Genomic DNA, 20,576 nt, shown 5'->3' on the forward strand with positions numbered 1-20,576 from the left:
TACAGGTATTTGGTTACGCTGATTATTAGGAGGCTAATCTAAAACCCTCACGGTTAACTTTCTATACCAAACAGGCTGGCCGTGGTATTGAACGCCAATATGGCCCGTACGTGGCAAATCTTTGAGGGCGGTTTTAAATTTATTTTTACTGCCATCAGGATTTTTTTTGACCGTCGTCCAATCATCTAAAGTTAAATTTTGAACTTCGCTTCCATTGAGTACTAGCTTAATTCTTGGTCCCTCACAAGTCAGAACCATGGTATTCCATTCGCCATCTGCTTTTGCTGCGGGCGAAGTAGGCTCTTTGGCGTCATAAAGAGATCCCACCGCATGCTTTCCTTTATATAAACCGGGGGAGGCCACCTGAATTTCAAAGCCTTCTTGAACGGGATTTTTTGGATTCATACGAAAAAAGATTCCACTATTACATTTCTCGGAAGTTTTGTATTCTACGGTCAATTCAAAATTAGAAAAGGATTTTTTAGTCCACATCATGCCCCGTGGAGTTGCTGACGGATAGAGCATCCCGTCTTTGAGTATCCACCTTTCATTCAAGTGAAGTTCTTCTGCCTTAAGTAGATTGATACACTTATCCTCACTTGTGGCACAGCCAAAACAAAGTATGGAGACTAATAAAAAAGTGATGATTTGTTTCATGATATTTCCTTTAAAATTCTTATTCAACGAGATTAATGAGAGTATAAAAAGCTTTGCTATTGTGAGTTTTTTGCCCTGACTTATTCAAAACCTGGCTTAGATCCAGGCAGTAGACCTGCTGCTTTTTCAAAGGCATTTTAATCACTAGAGTTTTTCCATCTGCCTGAACTTGTACGGAACTTAACTCAGAATTTTTTAAGTCAACTTTGGGAGAGCCATAATCGCGTGTATAATTATACCACCAATGGCTAATCCCAATATTTGCTACTTTCACTGATTTCGGATCTACTTCTTTTGTAAAAGTGACTTTAAATCCACCTTTAATCAGCTTGACATCTTCAATCTCAAAAGGAATCGTTTTTTTATCCCAAACGACTTTTTGAAGTCCAAAAGGTTTAGAGCCACGAGATGCCCAGCCGCGACTCGTTTGACCTGCCCAGAGAGCTCCTTCCGCATCGAATTTTAGGCGTATGTTGCCACACTGCAGCCCAGAGATAAAATCAATGACGCAGCCTTGGTAGCGGCCACCCACTTTTTGTAATGAGACTCTGAAGATATTTGAACGGGTCTGGTCGCCGATAAAGAATTGATTTTTAAAGGGTCCAAACTTTCCGGAATCACCAAGCCATTCCGGGTTTCCGGGTGAATTAGCTATTTCTTCCTGCGGTATCCAAACTACTGGTAGTGTACGCATCTTCTCGAATTCTTCATCTTTCATCTCTTTGAGCTTGGCCATGTTATATTCAGGCTTATCTAGTAGTGAAATCGGATGTCCGTAAAATTTCCCTTGCTCAAGATGATTCAGTGTTGACGTGGCTACATAGTCCCCCTGATTATCGGTGAAAAATATTTCACCTAAGTCATTTGTACCAAGGCCTGCAGGCGATCTCAATCCCGAGGCAAAAGCAGTGAACTTTCCTTCAGGACTCACTTTATAAGCCCAACCACGGTAACCGCCTTCAGTTGACATCGCACTTAGTTTCAAACCAGCTACATTGCGTCCAGCAGCAAGGTTTAAGGTGCCGACGTAATTTCCAGAATTATCCCTAATTCCACCAAAGTTAAACTCGTGGTAATTATTATGAAACTCCCAGGCATGGGAAAGGTTTAAGTAGAGATCCGCGATGCCATCTTTATCGCTATCGATAAGTTTGGTCATCTCTGGTTTCTGGGTAACAATTACTGCGCCGTCCTGATCAACCATGAGGCCACAGGGTTCGTGTAATCCAGTCGCAAAGCGGGTCCATTTACCTTGGGCTAAAACCCAGACATCGCCATATCTCGTGCAGCAGTAAACTCTGCCATCTTCAGTAATATCCAAACCTGTAACATGAAAGAGCACATCCTTTGGAGTTTCAATTGTTTCTATACTGTAAGCATCTGGAGACGCAGCAAAAGAGGACCATGAAATGACTATGATTAAACATGAAATAAGTATTTTCATTATGGTTGCTCCTCGAATGGGATGATGATTTGAAATGAGCTTGAGTTATCTGGAGTAAATACCAAACCCTCGTGAGTTCCCTTGCTCGTATTGACTGTTAAGCCCTTGGGGATTTTGACTTGGATCTTGGTAGGATGCTGTGAAACAAGACTGTAAGTCAGCAGGAGATTTTTTGAGTTGATAGAGCTTTCGATACTTATCTGATCCGTACCATACTTATACATGAATTTGGGCTTTGGCTTATTGGCATAGCCCAGGTATTTCAGTTTCTTTTCACTACCGTCGATAAGCAGTTCAATAGCCTCTTTTTTACTCAATAAATGCTTTCCCAGAGTTTTGGCGACATCTTGACCTCGGGCATAAATATTGGGACCAATATCTATAGAATCTCCAGTCCAAATAGCGCTCACAGATGCGCCATAGGGGCTTATCGCATAGGACACTTGATCTTGGTGATTTACGATGATCGTACCAGGGCTTAGGTCTTTGACTCTTTTGCGCATAATGAAGAATGAATCTTCAGCTTTTACAATGTATTCGCTAGTCAATGATTTTCTGTATGAGTCAAAGGAAAGTGGGATTGTGGCTTTCCCTAATAATTCAAAGTGTAGAGGAGTACTTTTCAAGCCCCTAATATAGCGAAATTCGAACTCGTGAATTCCTGCAGATAAATTAATTTTTTCTTCAAAGCGACTACTTGCGGTGCTAAGTTCGATTTTTTTACCATCGATCAATAATTGAAAGCCTTCTTTTTGGCGTATCATTCCGACGATTTTGAATTTACCTGCAATGTGTTGGGGAATGAGCAGTTTTCCTTTAAACTGAAGACCAAACTGATCAACCTCAGGTAGATTTAAGTTGACGTGAGGAGGATTCAGAGGGCCTTTTTTATCCGGCTTCTGAGTTCCCCATTGAACGCCTGTCTCAAAGCTGGCCTTATGGTAAATTCGATATTCCATATCTCGTAGTCCTTGCTGACGAGATAGAATAAAATTGCTGATATCCTCGATCTGCTGATCTTTATATATTGTCCCAAAAGCCACCATGCCTTGTTCAGGAAAACCTTTTTTAATTGTGGTCATGAGCTGCGCTTTACTAGCGCCATGAAGCCAAAGCGAATCTTTTAGGTTTGGCCCCACGGCCCCTTCAAGATTCTTGCCATGGCATGCAAAGCAAACCGACTCATAGATTATTTTGCCGCGGCTTATTGACTCTGAGCCCTGAGCTTTGATCTGAAATGCAAAGATGAAAATAGTGAGTAAGATAAATCTCACAATAATACCAATGCTGAACTTAGGTAAAAAAAATGCTTTATATGTCTCATTCATGTCCTTGGGTAAAGTTTATGCTTAACCCTAGAAGGACCTAGATGAGTGTAACCTTAACAGCAGCTGATGAGAAAATGAAGATAATATGAGTCAGTATATACCGGACCCAGGTTTGGGCCCTCAATTAATTTCAAACCAGTTTCATGCCCCTTACGGAGCATGCTACATTGTGTCGGACTCACAAGTGAGCCCTTCCAAAATTAGATCTTCCTTCGTCATGCCCCTTACGGAGTATGCTACATTGTGTCGGTGCTTCGCACCTAGGGCTTTGCCCGCCATAGAATAGCGTGTGGCGTTAGCCACATGATTAAGCGAAAAAAAGCTGAGGGCTCACTTGTGAGTCCGACACCCTTTTATTTTGTGATTTCTTTTGCGGAGAAGGCAAAAACGGGCCAGCCGTTTTTATCCTGAAGGTTTGGCAAGGCGGTTTCATACCAGCCCATTCTCACATACTTGGGAGTCAAGAGCTCATCTGATGAAACGATTACAGAACTGCCATCGATTTTTGCTTCGGCAGCGACAAAAGTTTTTCCGTCGGCAGAGACTTCAAAATGACTTGGTGCTTTACCATCTTTAGTACTGAGTCCCTGGTCAATACCTTCAAAAGAAACTACAAGGCTTGAACCCTTAAGTTTTACTCCGGCAAAATTCGGACCTGAAGCAACAATATTTTTACCATATTGCTCTTTCAAAGCTCGTAATGCCAGGCGATTGCCTAGCGGCAATTTGTGTGGAGGGTGAATATTGTTAATAGGAATATTTGTATCGTGGATAGGCACAACAGTCATTCCAGCAATCTCTTGAGCACCTTCGTATTGAGCGGTCCAAATATTATCACAAAGCGTGGTGTTTTTTGGGTTCTTTCTGTCGTATTGAAAAGGTGCAATTTGGACCAAGTGTAATGGAATATCTTTAACATTGAATACCTTTGACCATCCTATTGAAAGTGCCTGCAGTTTCTGAAAATAATCTTTTGAAGTGCGGTTTGATTCCCCCTGGTACCAGATAGCTCCCTTTATTGCAAAGGGAGTGAGAGGAGAAATCATGGCGTTGTAAATGTCGTTGTCTGCAACTCCCAGGAATCTATGAAGATTAACTGGAATGACGAGGCCTTGTTTTGCAGCCTCAAGAGCAGGTGACAGATTATTTTGCAAGTCCTCTATCTTTTTTTCAATGACTTGAGCATTAACTTTCTGACCTTTCTTTTGCCTGATTCCCATTGAAGAAAGAACCTTACCATCAATCTCCTTTCCCTGCTTCACATCCTCAAGAATAACAAGTAGTGAGCTCAGCTTTTTCTCTATTTTATCCTTAACATCAGCAGCTTTAAGTTCTCCACCCTTTCTGTATTTCAAATCTAAAGCTTCATATCCTTCGTCAGGAATAAAAGACTCAATTCTTCGTCCACCCCAGTTCGAGTCGATAAAGGCTACTGGCACGCCAAGTTCTTGCTGGAGTTTGAGGGCGAAGCAGAAACCTACTGCCGAGATGCCTTTCTGGAGGCCGAGTTTAATACCCTTTTCCCCCACCATATCATTGCTGGTTTTCCACAGCCCCGCGGTGTCATCAAGAGGGGCCCCAGAAGTAACATGCTCATTCACATGAAAGGCCCTCAGCAGTTTATTGTCTGCATGCTTCATGGCGTATTCGCGTTCGGCCTTGTCAACACGCATAAAATCCCATTCCATATTGGATTGTCCTGAAGCGAGCCACACTTCACCAACGAGTACATCGCTAAGAGTGATTTTATTATTCCCCTCGATAATCATTTCGCGAGCCTCAGAGGAAGCTTTTAGTGGATTGAGCTTGATCATCCACTTGCCTTTTTTATCCGGCATTGCCTTCTTCGTCTGCCCGGCAAAGCTCACCTTCACCTCTTCTCCCTGATCGGCCCAGCCCCAGATAGGAGCCTCGACACCGCGCTGTAAAATCATGTGGCTATTAATAATTTTTGGTAAAATAACTTCTGCGTTTAGTGCGGATGAAGCCATGAGTAAAAATGAGAGTAAAAGTGTTTTCATGTTATTTCCTTTAAGGTGTTATTATACTGTAAGATACTGCAGTCAGTTCACATGATTAGGTAGATGACGGTATAGTATTATTTGTTCTAGTGAATACTAGCTAGTTCTTAAATAGAAGTCCAAATTCATTGAAACTTTAACAGCTGATCTTCAAATAATGTAAATTAATTTAAAAATGCTTTTTATAAACAACAACTAGGATTTAGCTCTACGGTGTTAATGAGCGCCACACGTACGGGCAAATACTTTTATCCGCCTGTCTGGAAAGACCTCACGATGTGAGTCCGACATATAGCGGACCCAGGGGCATTGGGTCCTGAGGGTACAAGAGCTTGTTATGATCAACTTTTCGAATCCTTGTTTAGAACGGTCTTCATTTGAGTAGTAAGAGCTTCAATAGATAAACGCCTGTAGAAGTAAATGAATGACCTTTCTCTAAGTTAGATGTTAAGAATTGGCTTCTAGCTAGCCTTCTATCATTATCAATAAATAAATATTTGACCTAAAGGAAATACATTGATAACAACAAAAATCATAATGAGTGCCTTATTCTGCGCATCACTGCAATCAGCTTTTGCGAATACCGCATACGACATAAAACACGATAAGCCCGCAATGATGCAGGCAAAAGAAAAACGTTTTCATCCTCGAGATCCGGTCTGGCAGAAGTACTGTTTACCTATTGGTAATGGCAAAATTGGTGCCATGGTTTATGGCGGAGTTGAACAAGAACGCATTAACTTCACTATTGATAGCCTTTGGTCTGGAAAGGTCGATAAAGATCAGAATATTGTGGATAGTCACAAGGGTATAGATAAGCTTCGATCCATGCTCATGAATGATGAGTATGATGCCGCTCATAAGCAAGCTAAACAATTGATTGGTTCGTCAGCTAGCGCCGACAAAAACTTTGGTACTTTCCAAACTTTTGGTGACTTAGTCTTTGATACGGGAATCAAGTTTGAGTCGGTGAGCGATTACCAACGTAAGCTCGATATCAATAATGCCCTTTCCGTCGTTGAATTTACAATGGGTAAGCATAAATACACTCGTACGGCTTTTGTCTCACACCCCGATCAGTGCTTGGTGCTTAGATTCGAAGTATCCGCAGGGGGCTCACAAAATATAAAGCTCGGATTCGAAACACCCAACAAAGACTGGGTGCCCCGTGTCAATGGCAATGATATAGTTATTTCCGGAAAGGCTGCGCAGAACCACATGCCGGTCAATGCACGCATTCGTGTAAAGCATGAGGGCGGCAGCTTAAAATCTACAGCAGGCATCATTTCAGTGGAAGGCGCTCGAGTGGTAGAGTTTTACCTAGCAGCAGATACCGCTTTTGATTACAAGGCTCCCAATCGTATTGGAGAGGCTCCCGATCAAGAGGTTTTAGAAACCCTCAATGCTGCCACTACAAAACCCTATGAGCAGCTTTTGGAGAGACACCTAAATGACTTCAAGGAACTCTTTGATCGTGTCAGTTTAGATCTTGGTGATTCCAGTACAGAACTAAGAAATATGCCCATGGAGGCAAGGCTGAAATCCTATGGTGAGCATCTTGAAAAGAGCTCTAATCCAGACCCAGATTTAGTCGAGACTCTCTACCAATATGGTCGTTACCTATTGATTGCGAGTTCACGCCCCGGGACTTTGCCTGCAAATTTACAAGGTGTTTGGAACAATTCATTAACCCCTCCCTGGGCGGCGGATTATCATATCAATATTAACCTACAGATGAATTACTGGCTCGCAGGCCCGACTAACCTTATCGAATGCGAAGAGCCCTTGCTCGAGTTTATCGAATCTTTAGTTGAGCCGGGACGTATTACCGCAAAAGAATATTTCAATTCTGAGGGCTGGATGGCTTATCACGCCACAAATATCTGGGGTCATACCGCTCCACGTGTAGGCCGCGGAAAGGGGCAACTCACTTGGAAGGCCTTAAGTTCTTGCTCGCTTTGGCTCTCTCATCATCTCTATGAACATTTTGCCTATCGTCAGGATAAGACCCAGCTTAGAGAAGAACTTTGGCCCGTTTTAGCGGAGGCCGCAGATTTTGCAGCTGGCTACCTACATAAACTTCCTGATGGAACTTACACCTCTATGCCATCTTGGTCGTCAGAACACGGCCTCATTTCAAAGGGCGCTATTACAGATATTGCTACGACACGAGAGATCTTGCAATGTGCCTTGGAGTGTGCGCAGATACTCGGCGTTAATAACGAACGCACAGAGAAATGGAAAAATCGCAAAGATAATTTATTAGCCTATAAAATTGGTCAGTATGGCCAATTACAGGAGTGGTACGAAGATCGCGATGATCCCAAAGATAAGCACCGTCATATCAATCACTTGTGGGGACTGCATCCCGGAACACAAATTTCGCCTCTTAAAACTCCAGAGCTGGCAAAGGCTGCACTAATCACCCTAGAACATAGAGGAGATGGTGCAACGGGTTGGTCTTTGGGTTGGAAACTGAATTTTTGGACACGCATGCGCAATGGCGAAAAAGCGATGATGCTCTTGAACAATCTGATAAAAGGAAAGCTTTACCCCAATCTTTTTGATGTTCACCCCCCCTTTCAGATCGATGGTAATTTTGGTGCGACCGCAGGTGTGACGGAAATGTTACTCCAATCCCAGGAGCGCGATTCAGAAGGCCGCTATGTACTAGATATTTTACCCGCACTTCCCGCGTCATGGCCCACGGGTAGTGTGCAAGGCATTAAAGCACGTGGCGATTTCGAAGTCGATATTAGCTGGGAGGCGGGTCAAATAAAAAGCTTATCGATTACTTCACTCAAAGGCAAGGAGTTTGCTTTGCGCCTCAATGGTGAAGTCAAAACAAAAATTCACCGCCCCAAAAGCGCCGAAAAAATGACATGGAAATTTTAAGATAAATGGTGAGGATTTAAGGTTTTTTAGCTGCACTTTTGCAAAGCAAGTCCGCTCGCGGAGGCATTTATAGTAGTATGGAACTTAAGAGATACTGACAGATATTTGAGCTCGGAGAGCTTAGGAATGTAGCCATGGACGTAAGTCCGTGGTATTTGAATAAGGGAATCGTGCGTGCTGAAGGTACGCTGCAGAGTTTTAGCTTCATACCTTCGGCATGACTATATGACAAATGCGGGCGAGACGCCCGCGCTCCCAGGGAAGATGCTTTTTGTGAATTTAATGGATATGGCCAAATAGTAGCTTGAAGATCCGCTTTGACAAAATTCTCCAAACAACCAAAATAGTGCTCTCCTCCAATGAGTTATGAGGAACTTAATAGCATTGGCTCCACCCACACCGGCTCAAGAGGGTGGATGTACCCTTAAGAATAAGCTCCATTGGATTAAGTATAAATTTCGCATTTATAGCTTCTTAAGTTCCCTCAATCTTAAGAGGAGGACTTCGGTATTTGAGCTCGGAGAGCTTAGGAATGTAGCCATGGACGTAAGTTCGTGGTATTTGAATAAGAGAATCGTGCGTGCTGAAGGTACGCTGCAGAGCTTTAGCTTCATACCTTCGGCATGACTATATGACAAATGCGGGCGAGACGCCCGCGCTCCCAGGGAAGATGCTTTTTGTGAATTTAATGGATATGGCCAAATAGTAGCGTGAAGATCCGCTTTGACAAAATTCTCCAAAAAACCAAAATAGTGCTCTCCTCCAATGAGTTATGAGGAACTTAATAGCATTGGCTCCACCCACACCGGCTCAAGAGGGTGGATGTACCCTTAAGAATAAGCTCCATTGGATTAAGTATAAATTTCGCCTTTATAGCTTCTTAAGTTCCCTCAATCTTAAGAGGAGGACTTCGGTATTTGAGCTCGGATAGCTTAGGGATGTAGCCATGGACCTAAGTCCGTGGTATTTGAATAAGAGAATCGTGCGTGCTGAAGGTACGCTGCAGAGTTTTAGCTTCATACCTTCGGCATGACTATCATTTTTTCTACAATAAGCACCGGATAAATTCGGTGGCTACCACACTATATACCTTCGGCATGTGCTGGAGTTCTGTCCGGATTAGTCCAGTTGACCTGTTACCCAAAGAGCTGCGTTGGAAAGCATGTCGAGATACTCAGTAGACTGCATAGTTTCGTTATGATGTCCTAAGGTAGTAGCAAAAACTTTGCCTTTGCCATACTGGTTGACCCAGATACAAGGGATTGGAGTTTTGTCACCTTTTTCAAGACGAGTGCCCATAGCCAAAGGAGTCATTGTTTTTTCCATTGCGCTGATGTTATAAAGCTCGCCATTTGGAGTGATCCACTCTTTGGGGAAACCTTTCATGATTGGATGCTCAGCAACAGGCTTGACTGAAATCTTGGATTTTGGACCGTGATTCGGTGAAGTTACACCGAGGAATTTTGTCCATGACTTTTCTCCTTTAATCTTCCAGTGATAAGAGTGCATTGAGCAGTGCAGCGCTATGGCGCCTAGCCCGTCATGGTGAAGTTTGGTGATAGAGTCTATAAACTCACTGTCAGATTCTTGGGACTGACAGATATTATAGATGACCAGATCGTAGCCCTTGGCCCAGTCGATTTTACTGAGTTTTTCTTTCATTACTTCTTTTTTTATGGCGAAAATAATGTCAGTTTCAATATTAATTCTTTGTGCCAGGCCTTGGGGAATAATCTTTTGCTGACTCTTGTAGTCGTGACAGCAGCCACCGGTGATATAAAGCGCTTTAATTGTTTTTTTCTGGTCTACTGCACAGGATGTAAGTAGCGTGATCAGGGTGATTATTATATATTTCATGGTTTTTCTCATTAATATGTTTTAAAAATTTTATACACAAAGGCATCACTTAGTTTTGATAGCCAGTCTTCTCTGCAGATCGCGACTGCTTTCGAGTGAACGGCATGCCTTCAGCTGTAAATTGCTCAATATTTCTTTTGCTTACTCATCTTCTCAAAGATTTTCTTTTCCTCACGCTGCAGATTGTTAATCTGGAGTAAGTCGTCGCTAACACGGTAAAATTCATGCCATATTCATCGTATCTCTTTGCCTATTTAAACTAAAATTTGTGGAAGATTTTTATTATCGTAATTAAACTTATCAATTTTCACTCCAGCCTGCTGAAGTAAGGTGAGCCAGTATTTACCAAGAGAAGTATTCTCTTCTTCAAGAATGATATGCTCACCCTTCCTGATGTCTTTCGCACCACCGCCAGAAAGAATCGCCGGAACATCCTGAGTCCCGTGACCCGTCTTAAGGTTTGAACCATAGTTCACAATCGTACTATCAAATAAGCTTTGACCTTGAGTATCTTTGGTACGCTTCAAACGATCAATAAAGCCCGCATAAAGCTCCATAATCTTCGCATCTCTCTTTTCAGAGGCAACTCGGCTATCGCCTGAACTGCCGTAGTGACTCAAGCTGTGAGGAGACAGAGATATACCTAAGCTTTTAATCACAGAGGCCACGGGCTGGCGGTAAGTAATCACGCGAGTCATATCTGATTGTAGCGCAATGATCATCATATCGTAAATCAGATTAACTTCTTTTGCTCCATCCATGCCTTCAGTCGGAGGGCCAAAAGGCGCTTGCTGCTTGGGGACATTGGCCCATGCCTTTTCACGACTTAAAGTCTGCTCAATTTCTCTTACTGAGGTGAAGTACTGATCTAACTTTTCCGAATCTTCACTGGCAAGCTTTCGCTGCACACTTGTGGCATCTTTATGAACAAGATCTAGGACACTCTGACGTTTGTTTAAACGCTTAATAACAGTGTCACTGGAGTCACCCTCTTGAGCAAATAAAGTCTTATATAATTCCAAAGGCGAGTTTAAAGCTGGAATGGAACGGCCACGTTCATCAGAAGATAAAGAGTAGCCACTGCCATGACCGGCACCTTGACCAGGCATATGGTCATTCCCTGAAAGTACCAATGACCGAAAGCGACAATCTTTACCAATCGTGTTGGCGGCAATCTGATCGCATGAGATGCCCGCTTCATGTTCACGGTAGCTACCGCAACTTAAGTGAAACTGGCTCCCCCCGTGAGGGTTGCTCACACCTAAATTAGTTAAATTCCTCACCATTGTAATATCATTTTTATGACGTTCCAAGGCTTTCATTGAATGCGTCAGTCCCATATCTACAAACTTACCTGCTTGTTCCGGAAAAAAACTTTCATTATTTGTGCCATGATGGGCATGAGTAAAGCCATAACCCCCGCCTAGAAAAATCATTCTCTTGGGGATAGAGCTAGGTGTGTTAGCCGCCATAGAGTCTAGATAAGGTAAGGCCAATAAACAGCTACTCGTTTTTAGAAATGAACGACGATTCATTAAATTTGTTATAAGTGACATAAGCTTTCTCTATTTAATTCTTGATAAAAATTGGACTTTCGATGACGGCGTAAATCATATCTTTAATACGGAAATTTTGCCCTCTAGTGTTAGTGATGATTTCATCTATATGGGGCATGTCAGTAAATTCGATATCTCTACCTAAACTATATACCAAAAGTGATTCGATCATGTTCCTGGCGAGTTTTTCTTCATAGCTAAGTAAATGACTTTGAAATTCACCATAGGTCTGAAAAGCATTGCCATCGGCAAATGCGCCATCAATTTTGATCGGAATATGATCTCTAGAAACCCTTTCCGTATCGCGCCAACGTCCAATGACATCAAAGTTTTCCATCGCCAGTCCCATATTATCCATGTCTCTGTGACAAGATGCACACTGCACTTGTGATTGATGCAGCTCCACTAGTTTGCGAGTCGTCAAAACTTCATCACTTTCTGCCCCTAATTCAGGAACATTTGGAGGCGGAGGAGGAACTGTTTTATTCATGAAGCGATTAAGTAGCATCATACCGCGAATTGTAGGTGAAGAGCGTTCGCCATTTGAACCCGATAATAAAAAGACTCCCTGAGACAGAAAGCCACCTCTAGGTGAATTTTCTGGAAGCTTAACTGATTCAAATTTATTACTCGTCATATTGGGAATACCATAAAGAGTGGCCAATTGCGCGTTGATCGTCACAAAATCTGATTTAACAAGATTTGAAATCGGCAGATTATTGCGAAGCATTTCTTGGAAATAATGAATCACTTCCTGCTTCATTGAATAGCGCAAGCCCATATTAAAAGTAGGATATTGCTTCGAATTAACCGTTATATTATCAAAGCGTGTAAAGTCCGCCCACTGACTTGCAAAGCCTTCACTAAAATCTCGATAATTAGTTTTTTCTAGAAGTCGATCAATCTCCTCTCTTTGAGAAGTCTCGGTGACTGAGGCTTGATTGAATTTTTTATATAATGCTTTATCGGGGGGAGAGCTCGTGAGGAAGTAAGACATCCTTATCGCTTTGTCTTTATTAGAGATTTGCTTCGGACTATCTTCATTCAAGAATAAAAAGCTTGGTGAGGACAAAACAACCGCGAGAGTATCGATCAAGGCTTCTTCAAAACTAGAGCCCAATTTTCGCTGCTTCTTATGAAATTCATTGAGCCCAATTATGAAATCATCTGAGGGAGTTTTATGCCTAAAAGCTTCATAGGTGAATTTTTCTAAAAGCTCATTTACGCTGGCATCATTCCAGACCATGACGGAAGGTTTTTCAGGAGTCGGCTCCTCGGGACAAAGCAACTTGTCAAAGAAGCTTCTTTCTTCTGGGTAGTAAGGACCTTCACATTTAAAGGAATCAATCCAGATCAAACCTTCTTTCTTCGCATCAACACCCTCATAGCGCTCAATAAAGCTAAGGTAATGAGATAGCCAGGCACCTGAACGATCTTCCGCAACATATCCACCAATTTTCTCTTTTAGAGTTTTTGGTGTGATTTCTATCGTACTTTCTGTGGGATTATCTTCTGTACCATTAACGCGAATCACGCCAGCTAAGTCTTCACTTCTACCTAATTGCAATCTTACATAACGCCTAAAAGGTGCTACCTGACCATGAACTCCGGACTTCACACTGATCTTGTACTTGGCGCGAGGATCAATCCCAAAGCTATAACCTAAATGCCGGATCGGTTGAGCCAGGTAGACTCCCTCTTTATACTTAGGTAATTTAATGTAGGCCTCATTATTCCTGGACAGCCTGTAAACTTTACCTGATCCTTTTGGTTTGTGTGCATGTTCATCTAAAAACCTTTGTATATGACCATTGGTACGTTCTTCTGGTTGAGTTTCCACTATCTTAAAAGTTTCTTTTTTTCCAGCCAATTTAAAACTTGTTTGTAGAACCTCTCTAGCCAGTTCATAATAATGATCTATGTGCTTGGAGTTAAAGTCTTGACGAATTCCAACCGTATCAAAGTTTTCAACTCCTTCATCTGCTGGGATTTTCTTTGGTTCAGGCTCTAAGCCAAAGATATCTCTTATGGTTGCTCCATATTCTCGACGCGTTAAGCGACGCATGGTCACTTTTCCACCTTTAGAAGCAAGCTGTTTACGTGCGACAAATAAGCCCTCGGTCAATTCCTTGATCACGAGCTCAAGCTCTTCTTTTTTTGGCTGAGTTTCTTCTTCTGGTGGCATATCACCTGTATTTAAGACATCAAGTATATCTTGGTACTCAAAAGCTTCGTAGTTATCAGAAACGACATAATCAAGATGATCAAAACGCGTACTCCCCTTTTGTTTCTTCGTGCCATGACATGAAATACAATGCTCTTCTATGAAGGGCTTAAGGACCTGGGTATCAAAGTTAACTTCATGATTAAACTGCTCAGGTTTTTCTTTATTGACAAGGGGCGCAGTTTCGCTCTCCTCGCCTTTATCTCCAGCTAGCTCCTGCTTAGATTCTACGCTTGTGCCACGAGCGGAATTTGCTCTTTCGACATTTCCTTTCGAGCCATAGATACAACCGACAAGTAGCAGTGCAAGTAACACAGCAATACAGAGTTTCTTTGAAGACTCAGTCTTCTTTTTAGCATTCAATTTTCTATCCCTTAATTTTTTATTTCTAATATTGTTTATATTCAGCGTAAGTACTTTGCCTTCTTTAAGTAAAGAAGATTTTGACGTACTCAATTCAACTTTAAATTCAATATTTACAAGATTGATGGTGCTACCATCTAAAACTTCGCCCTGACGATCAACTTTCGCTCCATTAATATACACTCCATTGGTGCTATCATTATCAATAATGAACCATTGCCCATCATATTTTCTCAAAGAAGCATGTTGAGCTGAGATGCCTGGGGCTGAAATTACTAATGAATTACATTCATTACTGCCAATGGTAATAATTGCTTCACTAAACTCTAATTTTTCCCCTGCCAGAGGACCATTTGAAAAATTGAGTATCACATTGAACCTTCCGCTATGCTTAAGACCCTATGCCTAGTAAATCTATAATGAGTTATTTGCATATTTTATATCCTAATATTTTCTAATAGAAGTCAGAAAAAGGCTCAATCTTAACAGCTATTTAAAATAAAGTTCAATACTTAGCTATGTACAAGTTTTAATCACACAAACAAATTCATTGTTACTGAGAGATAGCTCGAAAGGCTTAGGAATGTAGCCATGGAGGTAAGTCCGTGGTATTTGAATAGCAGAATCGTGCGTGCCGAAGCTACGCTGCAGAGCTTTAGCTTCATACCCTAAGCTAAAAATGAAGTCTCTCTGCCTGTACTTTGACCAAAGTTTTTAACATCTACCCCAAGTTCATTGAGAATAGTCAGTAAAGCGTTTGCTAGAGGAACTTTCTTCTCATGAGGGCGCACATTGTGTCCTTTCTTTAAGCCTGCAATCGCTCCACCTGTGACGAAAAATGGCATATCTCGGTTGCCGTGACCACTCCTTAGATTCGATCCACAGATAAAGGCCGTATTGTCAAAAAGGTTTTGACCATTGACATCCTTTGTCTCTTTAAGCTTTTTAATACCATAAGCAAAGAGTTCCATATTCGTTTTATCTCTTTGTTCCGCCCAAGTCCTCATCTGTTGACTTGAATTGTAGTGAGATACACCGTGGATAGTAGTATTAATACCTAAACCAGTCAGCAGAGCCGTGTTCGGTATGGCCAAGGAAGCGACGTTTGTCTGACCCGACTGAAAAGCCAGGGCAATCAAATCATAAGACAGTTTGACATCTTTTATACCATCTCTTTTAGCGGCGTATTTAGTCTTACCACCAAGTTTTGTATCAGGAAATGGGTATGGTGCCTTTGGTTTTGGTACAGCGACCCAGTCAAGTTCTCTTTTCAGTTCGTATTCCATTTGACGAATTGACTGAAAATACTCATCAAGTTTAACTTTATCAGATTTTGTAAGCTGGCTGGAAAAATTATTATAATCTATCTTTTTTGAATCTAAAACACTTCTCTTTTGCTTTATACGCTGGATTAACTGTGCTTTACTTTCATTGCTACTGAACAGAGTTTTATACAAATCCAAATTTCTTCGGAAACCAGGTATATAACCACCCCTAAAGTCATAAGATAAGCCCTTGCTATGTCCATCGCTAAAGTCAGATGTATTTAGAACAATATTTTTATAACGAGCCTCTTTACTTAAGTAGGTTCCTGCAAGAATATCTGCAGAGACGGGACCCATGGCTCTCAAAAACTGGGTGCTGCCATCGTGGGCTGAATGATAGCCAAAATTCCTTAGCTTTTCGACCATAGTTATTTCATCTATAAAGGGGCTGAGAGGCTTCATGCTTTCTTCAAGGCCAATTTTGGCAAAGCTCCCCACTGTCTTAGGGTAAAAATGTGTATCTGAAAAACCATAGCCTAAACCAACGCACAGGAATTTTTTGGGAGTATTTTTTGATTTAGCTGCCTCCGCTTCAAGTGTAGGAAGCGCTAAACAGGCCGCAGAAGAAATTAAAAAAGATCTTCTAGAAATATTTTTAATAATGCTCATGTCTTATTCCTTTTTTATTTACTTCTAAATGTTTTTGAATTTACAACCTCAAGAACCATATCCAGAACGCGGTAATCACGCTTTTTTAATCGCTCAAGACATTTTTCTATTTCGGGCTCATCGATGAATTCAAGCTTGCGACCTATACCATAAGAGAGCATCTCCTCGAACATCGAACGAGCCAACTTTTCTTTCTGTGTTATCAACTGAGCTTTAAAACCCTCAAGGTCATTAAAGGTATGACTGGTATCCAAATAACCACTGGGATCAATTTTAACTAAATGTGTATCTTTTCGGTCAGAATCTGGCTGCCTTTTTAGTCTGACCTCTTCTCTGAAATTCCCCAAATGATCAAAATTTTCGAGTCCATAACCAAGGGGATCAATTTTCTCGTGACATGAATTACACTGCGGGACACTTTTATGAAGGTCTACAAGTTGCCTGATTGTTTGAGTGCCATCATCTTGAACAGCTAACTGGGGAACATTTGGTGGCGGTGGCGGCGGCGTATCATTTAAGAATTTACTGCGAATAATCGTTCCACGAATTGTTGGTGATACTTTTCCCCCATTACTGCCCATGGCCAGAAAAGCCACTTGAGTTAGCACCCCGCCTCTTTTGCTGTTTGCTGGTAATTTTACAGCTCGAAAGCCATTAAACTCTCCTTTAATCCCATAGTGATTCGCCAATTGTTGATTGACCACGGCAAAATCCGAATCAATCAAACTCTCAATTGGTAAATTATTCTCCAACATATACTTAAAATAGTGCAATGGCTCTTTTCTCACGAATTCTCCGAAAGGAGGTTTTATTTCTGCAGCGCTAAGTCTATCTAAGCCAAACCATTGCCCGAAAAAACTACCCAAGGCTAATTCTCTTTCCTCAGAACTAAGCATTTCCTTTATCTGCTTCGCAACTCCGTCGGCTGACTGCAATTCACCTCTTCGAGCCGCCTCAAGTAATTTTTGATCAGGTGGTGCCCCCCACATAAAGAAAGCTAAACGATTAGCATAATCTGGCGCTGCTATCTCTTGCCCGAGCCCCTTTGAATACTCTTTCATGTATAGAAAAGACGCAGAAGAGAGTACCGTTGCAAGCTGGCTCTTCAGAGCCTCTCCTGGGGCAGCACCTATTTCCCGCTCACTTCTATAATTCTTAATCAATGAATCGATAAAAGCGTTCGCAGGCTCTACGTTTCGAAAGGCTCGATCACAGAATTTGACTAAGGCCTCTCTTAGCTGCTTATCGCTAACAGACTTGTTACTAATAATAGGTTCAAAGCATTCTTCAAAATGGGACTTCTCGGTTTCGATTGGCTCCAAGAGAAAATAATCAAAATAACCATTTTCGGGTGCATATACAACAAAACCACGCTTATGACTTGTTTGGTATTTATCATATACTCTATGTTTGTCTAATAACAGTGAACCAGTAATGATCACACTTGCTTCATGTCTCTTTTTGGTGGAATCAAACTTTAACTTTAGGGCTTCAGATCCCTCAAAGCTAAGAGAGCCAATTTTGTCACTACTGCCAAAAGTCACGACAGTAAATTTATACTTTTGACCCGGAGCTACAGTAAAGTTACAGACAATTCTGTTATTTGCCCCAAATTCAAGATTTTCATCAAGTAAACCCCTTATCGCTCTAGGAACGAGAATACGGCCTACTTTACCAGGGTACTTTTTTTGCATTGCCTTCACTAAATCTTTTTGTGTGTAGGAACGGTATTTTTCTATATCTATTTCACCTTTAGTAAATTGATCGAACTGCCTCTTCATGTGCTTCCGCTGAAACACCTCAGGATCAAAACGTTGCTTAGCTGTATACTTCCTTTTCTCGTTTATAGAAACATATGCAGAGCTAAGAATATCAATTGCCTTGGTATAATAAATCTTTTGGTGATTGATGGTGAAAAACTGTTCGCTGCCGTCAGTATCCAAACCCTCTGGCGAGTCAGAGGGCAAATTTTGTGTACTTAAGGGTGCGCCAAACAAATCAGCTATACTCCCCTTGTATTCGCGTCTATTTAAGTGACGCATCGTAATAACTCCGCCAGTAGAAGCAAGCTTTTCTTGGGCTTTTTGAAGCCTGTTCGTAAGCTCCCCAATGACTCCAGAAAGTTCTTTTTTTGAGGGTTGTTTTTCATCTTCAGGTGGCATATCCCCACCATTTATTGCATCCAAAATCTCTCGCCAATGGCTAATGGCTTTATGGCTTGAAATAGCAAAATCACTATCATCTATTCTGAGTTTGCCTTTCTGTTTCTTGTCATTGTGACAGCTAAAACAATACTTATCTATATAATCATAGAGCACGTCTCCAATTAAAGGCTTCGGCTTAGCAGCAACAAGGGTTTCAGTTTTGGCTTCTGGAGTAAATTTTTCGCTAAGCGGCACTACCTGAGCTTCTGGGCTTTCTATTTTGTCAGCAAGTTCAGTTGGCGCTGTTTTAGTGTTGACATCCTTTGGAGCTTGGCTCAATTCCTTCTGCCCGACAACACAAGCGGCCAATACCACGCCAGTAAAGATAGCTAGGCTTAGCGCCTTAGAAAAGCCTTTCTTCTTTTGGTGTTTGAGCTTCTGTCGAGCTTTATTTTTCGATGAAAATTTTTGAGCTGTCTCTACTGCTTTAAGCGGCTGTTTTTTTTCGGCAGCAAAAGTAACTAAAGGTTTTTCTTTAAGCGAGGCAATTACCTCTTCAGTAATCAGTACAACAAACTCTACTTCTGCCAGTTTAATTGTATCGTAGTCGCTAAGATTTGCTTTATGCTCTACTTTTTGTCCATTGATGAAAATGCCATTAGTACTTTTGGCATCAATCACCATCCACTGACCATCTAGCTTTTCGATATGAGCGTGTTTAGATGAAATCCCCGGCTCAGGAATGACGAGTAAATTACTCTTATCACTGCCAATGCTTATAATCGACTGATCTGTATCTAGCTTTCTGCCTTTTAGCGAGCCGTTTAAAAATACAAATTTCATCTTTGAAGCTCAAATAGGCTAGCTTCATGAGCAAACTTAGAATTGGTCAATGTCATATTTTGATCCTTAAATTTTTCTAATAGAAGGACGAATAGAAGCGGACCTTAACAGCAATTTTAAATAAAATTCAATACTTAGCTATATCCTGAATTCGTGAGCTATATTATGTTGATTTTTACAATTTCAGCTTGTGTTAATTCCATTTCTCCGCCTTTAGCCTTCCAGCCGTGAGTCCGCCATATACCGCACCCAAGGCTGGGCCCTCCAAAAAATTGATCTGCCAATTCATGCCCCTTACGGAGCATGCTACACTATGTCGGTGCTTTGCACCTAAGTTGGATTCGCCTATTAGGGTCGTAGACCCAGCATAAATCAGCCTGTGTTGCATTAGACGAGGGTCGTAGACCCGGCATAGAATAGCGTGTGGCGTGAGCCACACGAGCGAGATAATAATAAAATGATTGAGGGCTCACTTGTGAGTCCGGCATATCAATACTTCATAATAGGAAGCCCTAAATAAAACTTGCTTTGTCTCGTAGGCTACTATAAATTAGCTATAATAAGTAAATAATGGAGCAAGTTATGTCTAAATCATTTAATCAAATTTATGTGCACATAATTTTCCATGTGGGCAAAAGTGCAATTATAAAAAGTGACACGGAGAGTGAATTATATGCCTACATGAGAGGACTAAGTAAAATTTTATCTAGTCAGATTTTGGAAATGAACGGCACCGATAATCATGTTCATATTTTAGTTTCATTATCACCTACTATTTCTGTGGGGGAGTTTGTTAATAAAATAAAAAGTAATTCATCAAGATGGATGAAGAAGGTAGATAAAGATTTTAGTTGGCAAAGAGGCTATGGGGCATTTTCGGTTAGTTCGAGCGTTTGTGTAAAGGTTAGACGCTACATTAAGAAACAGAAAGAACATCATAAAGTTATTTCATACCAAGATGAATTACAGAGTTTTTTAGAGCATTATAATTTAGAGTGAGGTATCGGACCCAAGTTTGGGCCCTAAATCAATTCTAAACCAGTCTCATGCCCCTTACGGAGCATGCTACATTATGTCGGACTCACAAGCGAGCCCTCACCAGAAATTTGATCTGCCAATTCATGCCCCTGACGGAGCGTGCTACATAATGTCGGACTCACAAGTGAGCCCTTCCCAATTGATATATCCTCATTCATGCCCCTGACGGAGCATGCTACATAATATCGGTGCTTTGCACCTAGGGCTTTGCCCGGGGTAGAGTAGGTGTATTGCATTCACATAGAGCGAAATGATTAGGGTCGTAGCCCCAG

General features: G+C 41.5%; 11 protein-coding genes. 2 read left to right on the plus strand and 9 right to left on the minus strand.

Features of this window, described 5'->3' with window-relative positions; genetic code table 11:
• Nucleotides 1-33: 33 nt before the first annotated feature.
• The 4 genes from PQO03_RS02860 to PQO03_RS02875 all read right to left on the minus strand — a co-directional run bounded on the left by PQO03_RS02860 (nt 34) and on the right by PQO03_RS02875 (nt 5,450).
• Entirely contained in the window at nt 34-657 is a 624-nt protein-coding gene (locus PQO03_RS02860) for a 3-keto-disaccharide hydrolase (protein ID WP_274150964.1), read from the minus strand.
• 19 nt (nt 658-676) lie between these two features.
• Nucleotides 677-2,101, minus strand: coding sequence for a DUF7133 domain-containing protein (locus PQO03_RS02865; RefSeq protein ID WP_274150966.1), 1,425 nt, complete (start codon nt 2,099-2,101; stop codon nt 677-679).
• Nucleotides 2,101-3,429, minus strand: a complete 1,329-nt coding sequence (locus PQO03_RS02870; RefSeq protein ID WP_274150967.1) for a c-type cytochrome — start codon at nt 3,427-3,429, stop codon at nt 2,101-2,103. The genes PQO03_RS02865 and PQO03_RS02870 overlap by 1 nt, the downstream gene beginning before the upstream one ends.
• Before the next feature lie 353 nt (nt 3,430-3,782).
• On the minus strand, nt 3,783-5,450 hold the full coding sequence (locus PQO03_RS02875; RefSeq protein ID WP_274150969.1) for a sialate O-acetylesterase: 1,668 nt from the start codon (nt 5,448-5,450) through the stop codon (nt 3,783-3,785).
• A 516-nt stretch (nt 5,451-5,966) separates the two neighbouring features.
• Here PQO03_RS02875 and PQO03_RS02880 point away from each other — a divergent pair.
• Nucleotides 5,967-8,345, plus strand: coding sequence for a glycoside hydrolase family 95 protein (locus PQO03_RS02880; protein ID WP_274150971.1), 2,379 nt, complete (start codon nt 5,967-5,969; stop codon nt 8,343-8,345).
• Nucleotides 8,346-9,464: 1,119 nt separating this feature from the next.
• On the opposite strand, the gene PQO03_RS02885 is transcribed toward PQO03_RS02880, so the two are convergent.
• The 5 genes from PQO03_RS02885 to PQO03_RS02905 all read right to left on the minus strand — a co-directional run bounded on the left by PQO03_RS02885 (nt 9,465) and on the right by PQO03_RS02905 (nt 19,266).
• Entirely contained in the window at nt 9,465-10,202 is a 738-nt protein-coding gene (locus PQO03_RS02885; RefSeq protein ID WP_274150972.1) for a ThuA domain-containing protein, read from the minus strand.
• A 254-nt stretch (nt 10,203-10,456) separates the two neighbouring features.
• A complete protein-coding gene (locus PQO03_RS02890) occupies nt 10,457-11,758 on the minus strand; it encodes a DUF1552 domain-containing protein (RefSeq protein WP_274150974.1) in 1,302 nt (433 codons plus the stop codon).
• 13 nt (nt 11,759-11,771) lie between these two features.
• The gene (locus PQO03_RS02895; RefSeq protein ID WP_274150975.1) at nt 11,772-14,717 is read right to left on the minus strand and encodes a DUF1588 domain-containing protein; all 2,946 of its coding nucleotides are present in this window, start codon (nt 14,715-14,717) and stop codon (nt 11,772-11,774) included.
• A gap of 296 nt (nt 14,718-15,013) precedes the next feature.
• A complete protein-coding gene (locus PQO03_RS02900) occupies nt 15,014-16,279 on the minus strand; it encodes a DUF1552 domain-containing protein (protein ID WP_274150976.1) in 1,266 nt (421 codons plus the stop codon).
• 14 nt (nt 16,280-16,293) lie between these two features.
• Nucleotides 16,294-19,266, minus strand: coding sequence for a DUF1588 domain-containing protein (locus tag PQO03_RS02905; protein WP_274150978.1), 2,973 nt, complete (start codon nt 19,264-19,266; stop codon nt 16,294-16,296).
• 582 nt (nt 19,267-19,848) lie between these two features.
• On the opposite strand from PQO03_RS02905, the gene tnpA reads away from it, so the two are divergent.
• Nucleotides 19,849-20,265, plus strand: a complete 417-nt coding sequence (gene tnpA, locus PQO03_RS02910) for an IS200/IS605 family transposase (RefSeq protein ID WP_274150980.1) — start codon at nt 19,849-19,851, stop codon at nt 20,263-20,265.
• Nucleotides 20,266-20,576: the final 311 nt, after the last annotated feature.

The organism is Lentisphaera profundi (assembly GCF_028728065.1).
Taxonomy (GTDB): domain Bacteria; phylum Verrucomicrobiota; class Lentisphaeria; order Lentisphaerales; family Lentisphaeraceae; genus Lentisphaera; species Lentisphaera profundi.